This is a genomic window from Mesorhizobium sp. BH1-1-5 (assembly GCF_020165615.1).
GTDB lineage: Bacteria > Pseudomonadota > Alphaproteobacteria > Rhizobiales > Rhizobiaceae > Mesorhizobium.
In genome coordinates this window covers 166,067-176,575 of sequence record NZ_JAIUIM010000014.1, presented here as the reverse complement: position 1 = coordinate 176,575, position 10,509 = coordinate 166,067, and the positions used below count along the sequence as shown (strand labels likewise).

At 63.8% G+C, this 10,509-nt stretch carries 15 protein-coding genes; 7 read left to right on the top strand and 8 right to left on the bottom strand.

Annotated elements, in window-relative coordinates:
• Window positions 1-118: 118 nt before the first annotated feature.
• The 3 genes from LB572_RS20185 to LB572_RS20175 form a co-directional block, all read right to left on the bottom strand.
• Complete coding sequence (locus LB572_RS20185; RefSeq protein ID WP_140803529.1) at window positions 119-643, bottom strand: hypothetical protein; 525 nt, start codon at window positions 641-643, stop codon at window positions 119-121.
• A gap of 5 nt (window positions 644-648) precedes the next feature.
• Window positions 649-1,071 (bottom strand): OsmC family protein, encoded by a 423-nt coding sequence (locus LB572_RS20180; RefSeq protein WP_140803528.1) that lies wholly within the window; start codon window positions 1,069-1,071, stop codon window positions 649-651.
• Between the two features lie 225 nt (window positions 1,072-1,296).
• Entirely contained in the window at window positions 1,297-2,829 is a 1,533-nt protein-coding gene (locus LB572_RS20175; protein WP_224668924.1) for an acid phosphatase, read from the bottom strand.
• A 262-nt stretch (window positions 2,830-3,091) separates the two neighbouring features.
• Between LB572_RS20175 and LB572_RS20170 the strand changes: the two genes are divergently transcribed.
• Window positions 3,092-4,300 (top strand): cytochrome-c peroxidase, encoded by a 1,209-nt coding sequence (locus tag LB572_RS20170; RefSeq protein WP_224668932.1) that lies wholly within the window; start codon window positions 3,092-3,094, stop codon window positions 4,298-4,300.
• A 150-nt stretch (window positions 4,301-4,450) separates the two neighbouring features.
• Window positions 4,451-4,696 carry a hypothetical protein gene (locus LB572_RS20165; protein WP_224668923.1) on the top strand — a complete coding sequence of 82 codons (246 nt, stop codon included), beginning with the start codon at window positions 4,451-4,453 and terminating at the stop codon, window positions 4,694-4,696.
• 51 nt (window positions 4,697-4,747) lie between these two features.
• On the opposite strand, the gene LB572_RS20160 is transcribed toward LB572_RS20165, so the two are convergent.
• Together LB572_RS20160 and LB572_RS20155 are read right to left on the bottom strand one after the other, a co-directional pair.
• The gene (locus LB572_RS20160) at window positions 4,748-5,335 is read right to left on the bottom strand and encodes a dihydrofolate reductase family protein (protein WP_224668922.1); all 588 of its coding nucleotides are present in this window, start codon (window positions 5,333-5,335) and stop codon (window positions 4,748-4,750) included.
• Window positions 5,336-5,370: 35 nt separating this feature from the next.
• Window positions 5,371-6,234 carry an NmrA family NAD(P)-binding protein gene (locus LB572_RS20155; RefSeq protein WP_224668921.1) on the bottom strand — a complete coding sequence of 288 codons (864 nt, stop codon included), beginning with the start codon at window positions 6,232-6,234 and terminating at the stop codon, window positions 5,371-5,373.
• Between the two features lie 100 nt (window positions 6,235-6,334).
• Here LB572_RS20155 and LB572_RS20150 point away from each other — a divergent pair, with 100 nt between their 5' ends.
• The 4 genes from LB572_RS20150 (at window position 6,335) to LB572_RS34605 (ending at window position 8,224) form a co-directional block, all read left to right on the top strand.
• A complete protein-coding gene (locus LB572_RS20150) occupies window positions 6,335-6,751 on the top strand; it encodes a winged helix-turn-helix transcriptional regulator (protein WP_224668920.1) in 417 nt (138 codons plus the stop codon).
• A gap of 143 nt (window positions 6,752-6,894) precedes the next feature.
• Complete coding sequence (locus LB572_RS20145; protein WP_224668933.1) at window positions 6,895-7,236, top strand: hypothetical protein; 342 nt, start codon at window positions 6,895-6,897, stop codon at window positions 7,234-7,236.
• Window positions 7,119-7,868: a TonB-dependent receptor plug domain-containing protein gene (locus tag LB572_RS34610; protein ID WP_224668931.1), complete on the top strand. Its 750-nt coding sequence runs from the start codon at window positions 7,119-7,121 to the stop codon at window positions 7,866-7,868. Before LB572_RS20145 ends, LB572_RS34610 begins: the two co-directional genes overlap by 118 nt.
• A complete protein-coding gene (locus tag LB572_RS34605; protein ID WP_224668919.1) occupies window positions 7,826-8,224 on the top strand; it encodes a TonB-dependent receptor domain-containing protein in 399 nt (132 codons plus the stop codon). The genes LB572_RS34610 and LB572_RS34605 overlap by 43 nt, the downstream gene beginning before the upstream one ends.
• A gap of 586 nt (window positions 8,225-8,810) precedes the next feature.
• Here the strand turns inward: LB572_RS34605 and LB572_RS20130 are convergent.
• The 3 genes from LB572_RS20130 to LB572_RS20120 form a co-directional block, all read right to left on the bottom strand.
• A complete protein-coding gene (locus tag LB572_RS20130; protein WP_181179360.1) occupies window positions 8,811-8,957 on the bottom strand; it encodes a hypothetical protein in 147 nt (48 codons plus the stop codon).
• Between the two features lie 99 nt (window positions 8,958-9,056).
• Window positions 9,057-9,251, bottom strand: a complete 195-nt coding sequence (locus LB572_RS20125) for a hypothetical protein (RefSeq protein WP_318014052.1) — start codon at window positions 9,249-9,251, stop codon at window positions 9,057-9,059.
• Window positions 9,252-9,386: 135 nt separating this feature from the next.
• On the bottom strand, window positions 9,387-9,863 hold the full coding sequence (locus tag LB572_RS20120; protein ID WP_318014051.1) for a phosphatase PAP2 family protein: 477 nt from the start codon (window positions 9,861-9,863) through the stop codon (window positions 9,387-9,389).
• Window positions 9,864-9,967: 104 nt separating this feature from the next.
• On the opposite strand from LB572_RS20120, the gene LB572_RS20115 reads away from it, so the two are divergent.
• Window positions 9,968-10,450, top strand: coding sequence for a DUF2127 domain-containing protein (locus tag LB572_RS20115; RefSeq protein ID WP_224668918.1), 483 nt, complete (start codon window positions 9,968-9,970; stop codon window positions 10,448-10,450).
• Window positions 10,451-10,509: the final 59 nt, after the last annotated feature.

Here is a 10,509-nt window from a genome sequence, read left to right as displayed (position 1 = left end):
CCGGTCCTCCCGGCTGGCAAGAAAACTGTCACCCATCTAATCGGTCTATTCTGTTACCTATCTATCCGGTTCGGACACCTGCCGGGCATCTCCCCCGCAAGGGGGGAGATCAGCAGCTTCACCGCTTGCGATACTTCTCCAGCTCCGGATCCAGCTCCACCCTCACAGCATTGGTGAACACGCAGGTCGCCACCATGATGCCGGCGAAGGCGACGAGGTTGACGAGCAGCGTCTCGTCGTAGCGCGCCTTGAGCGCTGCCCAGGTTTCATTCGAAACCGTATTGGCGTCGGCGGCGGTCGCCCTGGCGAATTCGATGAGAAGGGTTTCGTCGGCTGAAGGTTTAATCGCATCAGGATCGAGGCCGTTGTCGATCAGCGCCCGGCGGAAGAAGGTGACCGGGATCTCGGCGCGCATCGTCTCGGCGATCGCCTTCGAGAACAGCCAGATGGCGCGGTCGTCGAGCGTGGGCTTGAGAAGATCGCGCAGCGTGAACCACTCGGCGTAGATGCGGTGGGCGGCCGGCGAATGAAGCAGGATGCGCTTCATGTTGGTCATGCGGCCGCGCAGGCCCAGTTCCCTGTCGTGCTCGGCGCGGATTTCGTCGGAGGCCGTCGCATAGTCGATCGGCGAGAGATGCACCATCGGCCTCACCCCAATGTGGCATGCAGCGCGGGCGCGCCGCGCAGCGTGTTGGAGACGGTGCAGATATCCTCGGCGTCCGCGAGGATCCGCTCTTTCGTCGTCGCATCGAGGTCGCCGTCGATTTCCAGTTTGATCTTGAACGTCTCGACCCGCGACGGCTCGTCCTTCGCCTTCTCGCCGGTGACCTGCGCCCTCACCTCGCCGAGCCGGTCGGCGACGCCGAGGCGGTTGGCGGCGATGCGGGCGCTGAGCACCATGCAGGCGGCTAAGGAGGCATGGAGCAGGTCGAGAGGGCTGAAGCCGGGGGCGCTGACCTGCGTGACGACATCGACGGTGCCGCCGGTCGGTGTCGTGACCGCCGGCAGGCCACCCGGCGGCAGGACGGCAAGCGCGCCGACTTTTCGGGTTCTGACTTTGAGGTCCGCCATCGAATGTCTCCAACTTTGAATACATTGATAGCGGAGGGGAATTCACCGAGGCAATCGCCGAAGCAGGCCATGGGGGGTTAGCGTCTGCTCGCCCCCACGAAAGTGGGAGAGAGGTGGCTTGGCGAAGCCAAGACGGAGGGGAGCGCCCCACGAAGGCCCCTCTCCGTCCGCTTCGCGGACACCTCTCCCCGCCTTTGGCGGGGCGAGGAACCAAGCGGTGAAGCGCTACCTCGTCAAATCCAGCGCCGCCGTCAGATCGCCCATCGGCGGCTGGTCGTTGTTGCGCAGGGCCTTGTCGCGGGCGACGATGCCGGGCAGCACCGGGAGGTCGTAGCGGTTGGTGATGAAGCGCAGGATCGAGGTGGTGTCGTACTGGGTGTGGTCGACCATACCCATCTTCGCGTAGGGCGAGATGATGAAGGCCGGAATACGGTTGCCCGGGCCCCAGCGATCGGCCTTCGGCGGCGCGACGTGATCCCAGAAGCCGCCATTCTCGTCATAGGTGATGACCACCAGCATATGCTGCCATTGCGGGCTCTTCTCCAGATGCGCGACGAGGTCGGCCAGATGCTGGTCGCCGGAGGTCACATCGGCATAGCCGGCGTGTTCGTTGAGATTGCCCTGCGGCTTGTAGAAGGAGACAGCCGGCAGCTTGCCGTCGTCGATCGACTTGATGAACTCTTCGCCGCCGAGGCCGCCATCCTTGAGATGCTCGGCGCGCGCTGCCGTGCCCGGGGCATAGGCGGCGAAATAGTTGTAGGGCTGGTGGTGGAACTGGAAGTTCGGCACGGGCGTGGCGTTCTTGCCGTCGAGCGCCGCCTGCCAGGCGCCTGAATACCAGGCCCAGGAAATACCCTTGAGCGACAGGAGATCGCCGATGGTGATCTCCTGCTGCGGCGGCAGCGTGGTCGGCTGCGCCGGATCGGCGAGCGCCTTGTCGCCGCCCTCGGCCGGCTTGTTGGCGCTCGGCTGGTAAGGCGGCTGCATGGTGTTGACGGCGTAGAAGTCGGGCGTGATAGCGCCGTCATTGGCGAATTTCGGCACGCCGCCAAGCGCCGAGGGCGGCGAATTGTCGGCCGGCTTCAGCGTCACGCCATCCGGCTCGACGGCCGCTATCTGGCCTTTCACCGGGCTGGTGTCGGCATTCGGGTAGAACGGGGCGCAGGCGCAGGCGAGCATGAAGTGGTTGAGGAAGGAGCCGCCGAAGGCCCCCTGGAAGAAGTTGTCGGCGAGCACGTATTTCTTGGCGATCGCCCACATCGGCAGGTTGGAGCCGTCATAGTGGCCCATAACCAACGAGCCGGAATCGCCCCAGGCGACGAACTTGTCGTTCCGGCCAGCATCGATCTGCATCTGCTCCTGGTAGAAGCGGTGCCAGAGGTCGTGCGTGACGACGTTGGTGCCCTCGTTGAAACCCTTGGGATCGTCGATGGCGAAGGTAGCGTTGGCAAGATGCGCGCTCTGCGCTTCCGTCACCGCCGGCGTGACGCCCTTGCCGGTCAGTCCGCCCCAGGCCGGCGGCAGTTCGGAAAGCGGCTTGCCGTCGCGGTCGAGCTGGCGCGCCTGGTCGGGCGAGACGTTCGCCAGGCCGCTGGCGCCGGGGAAGCCGCCATAGAGGTTATCGAAGCTGCGGTTCTCGGCGTAGATGACGACGACGGTGTCGATCTTGTCATAGCCGGGAGGTGCCGCGTGGGCAGCAGCGGAGAGCGATGCCAGCGCCGTGGTGGCGAGGCAAAGAGGGAGCAAGGACCGGATCATTGGGAAATGCCTCGTGGCTTGGGAATGGCTGGAGGACGGCAATGCAGGAACGCAACGGCATCAATGCCCAGCTACTTCGGCGCGTTGTCATCCATGTGACAGTTCTGCAGCGTCCGAACACGGTTTCGTGAGCGATACGGCCGGTCATCAATCCGTTGCACTCGAACCTTACGTCGCGAACGAAATCGGGCGAAGGAAATCAGGGATGTCGCCGCGGACGATGGGACGGAAAAATCACGTGATCGCCGTTCTGGCGGCTTCGATGATCGGCTTGACCGCGCCTGCCGACGCCGCGGAACCCTCCGGCGTCCATCCCGGCCCGATGTCGCGCCAGGACGCCCTCGCCCGAGCCGACGCGCTGACGGCGCTCGGGCGGCAGATGTTCTTCGATCCGTCTCTCTCGGCATCGGGCAAGCAGGCCTGCTCGTCCTGCCACGATCCCAACCACGCCTTCGGCCCGGCCTCGGCGTCGCCGGTCGAGATGGGCGGAGCCAACCTCGACCGACCCGGCGTCCGTGCCGTGCCGTCGCTGCGCTATCTGCAGGCTGCACCCGCCTTCACCGAGCATTTTTACGACTCCGAGGATGAAGGCGACGAGAGCGTCGACAACGGCCCGACCGGCGGCCTGACCTGGGACGGCCGCGCCGACCACGGCAAGGACCAGGCCAGGATCCCGCTGCTGTCGCCCTTCGAGATGGGCAACAAGGACGAGGGCGACGTGGTCGCGGCGCTGGGCAAGGCGCCCTATGCCGACGCCTTCAAGGCGGCGTTCGGCGCCGATGTGTTCGAGCACCCGCAGGACGCCTTCGACGCCGCGGTCGAAGCGCTCGGCACGTTCGAGCAGAGCAGCGCCGATTTCTATCCCTATTCCAGCCGTTACGACGCCTTCCTTGCCGGCAAGGCGCAGCTCTCGGCGCAGGAATTGCGCGGCCGCATGCTGTTCGAGGACGAAGCGAAGGGCAATTGCGCGAGTTGCCATCTGAGCGAGCCGGCCAACGACGGCGAGCCGCCGCAGTTCACCGATTACGGCCTGATCGCGATCGCCGTGCCGCGCAATCCGGCGATCCCCGCCAATGCCGATTCCAGTTATGTCGACCTTGGCCTGTGCGGTCCGATGCGCACCGACTTCAAGGGGCGGACGGAATATTGCGGCCTGTTCAAGACGCCGACCCTGCGTAACGTGGCCTTGCGCAAAAGTTTCTTCCACAACGGCTATTTCCACACGCTGCGCGAGGCGGTGGCCTTCTACGCCAGCCGCGACAGCGACCCGGCGCGCTGGTATCCGAAGAAGGCCGACGGCACGGTCGACAAATTCGACGACCTGCCGAAAGCCTATTGGCCGAACCTCAACACCGACCCACCGTTCAACGGCAAGAAACCCGGCGACAAGCCGGCGCTGACCGACGCCGAGATCGACGACATCGTCGCCTTCCTCGGCACGCTGACCGACGCCGACCAGGCAGGGCAGTAGCGCAAGCGGCCAAGGAGATTGGTGGACGCACGGCCTGATTGCAGCCGGAGCCCTGCTATCCACCGCAAATATGTGCCAATGTGAGCCACGTCATAGGAACGCCAAGTCGCGCCTGCTATGTTGCCCATCTCTTCACAGATGGAGTCTCCGATGAGGTTCGTCGCGGTGCAGGAGCCGCCCGGCGGCAGCTGGGCGGTTTTCGATGCGGGTAATGGCGCGCCGGCCGAATATGCTGGCCGGGTGCTTATCGGCCTGACATCGCGTGAGGCCCGCTGGTTCGTCGCCGCGGGCAACGACCATGCAGCCTGGCCCGGCCGGCCGGGCGCGCAACTGCGGCTCGTCAGCGGAAGCGGCTCGCAGCCGATGCGGGAAAGGCACGGCCAAACAGGCGGTTGAGAAGACGCACTGACGGATTGATTCAACGCGGCGCGACCTCGGTGCCGCTCCTCATTGCGCCGGCGCGTAGCGGCTCACCACCATGCCGCAGGCATAGGACTTCGAGCCGAGGAGCTTCAGCCCGCCAAAACCGCCCTTGTCGAAGATGCGGCGGCCGCTGCCCAGCACCGCAGGATTGATGAAGAGCTGGAACTCGTCGACCAGACCGGCGGCGATCAGCGCGGAGGCAAAGCCCGCGCCGCCGAACACGGCGATGCTGCCGCCCTCGCCTTGCTTCAGCGCATCGACCTCGCGCGGCAGGTCGCCGCTGACGACCCGCGTCCGTTCCCAGCGCGAAGCCTCGAGCTTGTCGCTCGCCACCACCTTCTCAACCTCGACGATGCGCCGCGCGAAGGCATAGAAGCGATCCTTCGGATATTTCCTCGCGGCATTGCCCCAATGAGTCATATACCCCTCCTCCGCCATCTTGCGGCTCAACAGGATGGTGTCGATGGTCTCGAAAATGGCGTTGAAGTCCTGCTTGAGCTCCTCGTCCCAGGCGCTGTCGTCGCCCCATTCCCAGAGCTGCCAGCGACGATCCTCATCGGCGCCGACAAAACCGTCGACCGACATCTGCATCTGAAGGATGAGATTCTTCATTCGGGTCTCCTCTCCTGTATTTGCGGCGCGGAGCGCTAGCTGGCATTGCGCGAACGGGCGAAGGCTCTCACCCAGGTTTCGAAGCTGGTCGGCGTGGCGTTTTCGGCTGAGGGTGCCTCCAGCGCCCAGCGCTCGCCTCTGTTGAAGCTTGCCGCCGTTTCGCCCAGCGCATCGGCAAAACTCGCCGATATGCCATTGGCGACCATGCCGGCCCGCGCTTCGGCGAAAGGCGCTTCATGGTAGGCGACATCCTTGCCGATCGCCCGGCCCAGGATCGTGGTGGCCTGATCGAGCGTGTAGGAACCGCCACCGTGCAATTCGACGACGCGCCGGGCCGGAAAGTGTTCGGCGCTCAACAGCACGGCGGCGCGCTCGCCAATGTCCTTGGCGGCTATCAGCGGCATCGGCAGGTCGCCGCGGAAGGGCGAGGCAAAGACGCCGGACGCCGCCTGCTCGACGAAGCCCATGCCCTTGACGAAATTCTCCATGAAGAAGGAGGCGCGCAGATAGACCAGTTGCTCCAGGCCGAGCGCGGCAAGCCGCTCTTCCATCAGCGCGGCGCCCAGCGAGGTGCCCATTCTGAGATGGGCATTGAGGCCGCTGAGCAGCACGACACGGCGCAGGCCGGCCTTGGCGATGGACGCTGCCAGCCGTGCGCCGACCTCATTCTCGAAACTGTGCAGATCGGGCGCGGTGACATCGAAGGGGATCATCACATAGGCGCCATCGGCGCCCGAGAAGGCGGCGTCGAGCGCCGCCTGGTCGTCAAGCGCGACGCCGAGGCTGCGGGCGACGCCGCGCACCGTGTGCCCTGCCCTGGTCAGCCTGGCCGAGACCTCGGCGCCGACCTCGCTGGTTGCGCCGACGACCACGATCGTACGGTTGGCTTGCTCGCTCATGTCGATCTCCTCTCTGCTCAAATGATTTACTTTTGGAACCATTTGACGCAAGGAGAGAATGATGTCAATAGTAAAGTGATTTAAAAATGGAACCATTCCGATGTCGACCAAAGGGCGATCCGGCTGTCCGATCAACCTCTCGCTCGAACTGCTCGGCGACCGCTGGACGCTGCTCATCATCCGCGACTTGATCTTCGCCGGGAAAAGACATTTTCGCGAATTCCTGCAATCCGACGAGGGCATCTCGTCCAGGACGCTCGCCGAGCGGCTGCAGACAATGCAGGACGAAGGCATCCTCACCCGCAGCGACGACCCGACGCATGGGCTCAAGGCGATCTACCGGTTGACCGAAGCCGGCATCGACCTGTTGCCCGTGCTCGCCACGCTCGGCGCCTGGGGCGGCAAATATCGACAGGCAGACGACAAGCTCGCGCGGGTAGCGAACGAGTTGGCTGCGGGCGGCGAGCCGGCGCTCAAGCGGATGAAGGAGAAGCTTAGGGCCGAGCATCTGGGGTAGGCTCGAGGCGTTGCAGCTGCGATCTCCCCCCGTGTTGGGGGAGATCGGCAAGTGCACGCGGTTTTGCTCGCGAATTAAAAGTTGACTCTTTTACTCATCTTGAATGGCGCTGCCCGCAGCTTTTCGAGATGGGGATCAGGCTGATGAAGGACCGGCGCGTTCTGGCGGGATTTTTGCTGGCGACGACTTTCCTCAACACGCCGCAGGCGCTGGCGCAGGAGAAACGGGAAGTGCTGGCGCCGATCGAGGTCCAGGGCGAGGCCGTCGGCGACCGCACACCGGGCTTCGATGGCTACAAAGCCAAGAAGGACGCCAGCGCCACCAAGTCCGACCAGCCGCTGGAAAGACGCCGCAGGCGGTCAGCGTCATCGGCAGCCGGCAGATCGACGACCAGGCGGCGCGCTCGGTGGTCGAGGCGACGCGCTCTGCGCCGGGCATCCGTTCGGAAACCTTCGGCAACGACACCCGCAACGACTGGTTCCTGATCCGAGGCTTCTCCTCGCAGGTCAACAGCTACTTCCTCGACGGACTGCAGCTGCAGTCGAGCGACAGCTTCGCCACCTGGAAGGTGAATCCCTATCTGCTCGACCGCATCGACATCTTGCGCGGGCCGTCGTCGGCGCTCTACGGCGCCTCGAACCCGGGCGGCCTCATCAACCTCGTCTCCAAGCGGCCGACCTTCCAGAACCGCGGCGAGACCGCGATCGGCGTCAACGAGTTCGGCAATGTCTGGTCAGGGCTCGACGTCGAGGGCGTCAACGAGGACGGCACGCTCGCCTATCGCTTCATCGCCACCGGCAATTACGGCGGCACGCAGGTCGATTACACCGACAACGACCAGTTCGCCCTCATGCCGGAGGTGACCTGGAAGCCGGACGAAGACACCAGCCTCATCGTCTATGCCAACGTCTCGAAGCTGAAGACGCGCGGCCAGAACTTCCTGCCCTATGTCGGCACCGTCGTCGACGCGCCGTGGGGAAAGATTCCGCGCGACCTCTTCACCAGCGAGCCCAGCGTCGACAAGTTCGAGCGCTCGCAGCCAAGACAGGGGAGGCATTCAAGCCGGAGACAGCGGTGCAATACGAGGCGGGCGTCAAATACCAGCCGACATGGCTGAGCGACGTGATGTTCAGCGCATCGCTGTTCGACCTGACGCGCCAGAACGTGGTGACCGGCGACGGCCAGATCAACTTCAACCGACAGATCGGCAAGGTGAATTCGCGCGGCGTCGAGATCGAGGCTGTCGGCCAGCTGACGCCCGACCTGAAGCTGACCGGCGCCTATACGTGGTACGACCTCAGTGAGCCCGCCCGCGTCGCAGTGGCCCGACCGGCTCCTCGGCCGGCGGCTCGCCAGGCAGCCCCAGTCGCAACCGCTCCTCCTCGGCGAAGACCTCGGCCTGCGCGTGAATATCGAACACTTGCTGCGTCAGCCTGCCGCCATCGACGACGCGTACGATCCATTGTCCGTTGACGGCTTTTACTCGGACACTGTCTGGCTCGCTTGTTACCATATACAGCCCCCTGCTCTTGGCTCGAAGAATTGCCTATCTCCGACCCAATACGATCTAGCGCGCCTGGAGTTGCCGAAAAGCGGGGCTTATTGGTTTTTATTGCAAAGCGGCACTCCGTTATTCGACACGCTTGCGAAGCCTCACGAATAAAAACGGGTGTGGCGCAGCAATTGCACCTCGGCGCAGCGGAATTCGACTTCGCTAGGGCGTTCGGTCTGCAAGACGACGCGGCAGCGGATTTCGAAAGCGTCCGAACGGGACTGCGGATCGCCCAGTCCGGCACTTGGCCGCGCGAGAGTGCGGACCAACTCGCCGCGCCGGCGGCCCGGCAGCCTTGGGGGGTGATACTGGGTTCGGCGGCCGGGCCTGACCGGAGTTTGCGAGGCCGCCGGCTGTCAAGAGCATGCGCTTGGGTCCGGCCAAGGACAAGAACGACCTAGGCCCTAGGACCAAAGCAGCAAAGGGCATGGTCAAGACGGCCGAATTGTCATCGGCCAATTGCGACCGGATTGACCGGAAACAACGCGCGCCGCAAAGCCGGGCGCGTCAAAAGCCTAAGAAATGCCGGCCGACGAGATAGCCGAGCGCCGCTACGACCAGCGGAAACAGCGCCGGCGCGGCCTTGCCGAACAGCGAGGGGTTTATCTCCTTGGCAGGAGCGCTGGGTTTGGAATTGCCGAGGTTTTTGGTCATGGGCTCATTACCGGTTGGGGGCTAACTGCCGGCTGAGTCATTAAATTAGAAACTGCTTATTAAGTTTCCGGCAAGCCCAACGCTACAATTCGCGGCAATTTATTCCGATTGCTGGGTACGCTCGGCAAGCGCGAAGGCCTGGAGATTGCGCGACTTGCCTGGATCCTGGTCGGCATTGGCGATGATGGCGTGGAAGGCCGCGCGGGCGATGTCCTTCTTTTTGGCATCTGGATGCAGTTTTCGCACCGCCTTGAGCAGGTCTTTCGGTTTCATATCGGGGGTGACAACGCGCATCAGCGTATCGCCTATGGCCTGCAATTCGCTGGCATCCATAACGATGAACCCTGTTTTGGCGGCGTGAGCCTAGCATATAGCCGGGCGAGCGCGTCACTTTTGTGATGCGCGCCCGAGTAACCGAAGACGGGTCCGTTACAGGATCTTGGTGGCGAAAGCGTCCAGCCGCGAATTCTCGCGATAGCTAAGCCGCACCGCCAACGCGGCGGCAATCCCGGTGGCCGCGCCGCCGGCAATGTCACCTGCATAGTGGATGCCGATATGCAGCCGCGACCAGCAGACCAGCACGGCCATGACGAGCAAAGCGAGCGTGCGGCGCGGCAGTGCCTGCAAGGCGAAGGCCGCGACGACTGCCATGCTGGCGGTCGCGTGATCGGAGGGGAACGACCAGTCGGTGCTGGGCGCGATCAAAAGATGCGTGACGCCGGCGTCGTAAGGCCTGATCCGATGGACGAAGAGCAGGATCGCCTGGTTGATCGCCAGCCCGATCAGGAAGGAAAGGCCGGCCGACAGGCAGGCATGGCGCACGTGGAGGCGATCGTCCCTGGACCACCATTGCAGGGCGACCGCAATCACCATCAGCGGCACGCCGAATTGTGAGATGGCGATCATTGTCCTATCAAGGAGTGGGCTGATGCCGGCAGCCGCGTTGATCCAGTGCGTGAGAGAAGCGTCCATTCCTGCCTGATATCCCTGGTCCAAAAGTAGGTCGATCGTTGAAGCCCGCCGGCGAGCACCGCATTCACCAGCTCTTTGAGGTCAGCGTATGGCTAAAAGGTGCCCATGCCCTGATCGAGTGCATCGGCGGCATCCTGCTTTACCTCGTCACCACCGATACCATCGCTTCCTGGGTCAACATGATCACCCAGGAAGAACTGGTCGAGGATCCCCATGACTTCATCGCCACCCATTTGTCGCGGATGTCCGCCGGGTTCTCCGTCGCGAGCAAGGAGTTCTATGCCTTCTACCTGCTCAGCCACGGATTGATTAAGCTGCTTCTGGTCATCGGCCTGCTGCGCGGCAAGTTGTGGTCCTACCCCGCATCGCTGGTCGCGCTCGGCGCCTTCATGGCCTACCAGGTCTATCGCTATTCCTACACGCATTCGCCGGGCCTGCTGGTGCTGACCGTGTTTGACGCCATCGTCATGTGGCTGATCTGGCAGGAGTGGAGAACGGTGCGCCGCCATATCACGCGTTAGACCGTGATGGCGTTTCGTTGAATCGCCGTCACGATCCAACTCTTTTGCTGGAGCATGAT

Bases quoted from the DNA above. Each gene is read 5' to 3' on its own strand.
- LB572_RS20185 (WP_140803529.1), bottom strand. From the start codon at position 643: ATGGTGCATCTCTCGCCGATCGACTATGCGACGGCCTCCGACGAAATC.
- LB572_RS20180 (WP_140803528.1), bottom strand. From the start codon at position 1,071: ATGGCGGACCTCAAAGTCAGAACCCGAAAAGTCGGCGCGCTTGCCGTC.
- LB572_RS20175 (WP_224668924.1), bottom strand. From the start codon at position 2,829: ATGATCCGGTCCTTGCTCCCTCTTTGCCTCGCCACCACGGCGCTGGCA.
- LB572_RS20170 (WP_224668932.1), top strand. From the start codon at position 3,092: ATGATCGGCTTGACCGCGCCTGCCGACGCCGCGGAACCCTCCGGCGTC.
- LB572_RS20165 (WP_224668923.1), top strand. From the start codon at position 4,451: ATGAGGTTCGTCGCGGTGCAGGAGCCGCCCGGCGGCAGCTGGGCGGTT.
- LB572_RS20160 (WP_224668922.1), bottom strand. From the start codon at position 5,335: ATGAAGAATCTCATCCTTCAGATGCAGATGTCGGTCGACGGTTTTGTC.
- LB572_RS20155 (WP_224668921.1), bottom strand. From the start codon at position 6,234: ATGAGCGAGCAAGCCAACCGTACGATCGTGGTCGTCGGCGCAACCAGC.
- LB572_RS20150 (WP_224668920.1), top strand. From the start codon at position 6,335: ATGTCGACCAAAGGGCGATCCGGCTGTCCGATCAACCTCTCGCTCGAA.
- LB572_RS20145 (WP_224668933.1), top strand. From the start codon at position 6,895: ATGAAGGACCGGCGCGTTCTGGCGGGATTTTTGCTGGCGACGACTTTC.
- LB572_RS20130 (WP_181179360.1), bottom strand. From the start codon at position 8,957: ATGACCAAAAACCTCGGCAATTCCAAACCCAGCGCTCCTGCCAAGGAG.
- LB572_RS20125 (WP_318014052.1), bottom strand. From the start codon at position 9,251: ATGCGCGTTGTCACCCCCGATATGAAACCGAAAGACCTGCTCAAGGCG.
- LB572_RS20120 (WP_318014051.1), bottom strand. From the start codon at position 9,863: ATGATCGCCATCTCACAATTCGGCGTGCCGCTGATGGTGATTGCGGTC.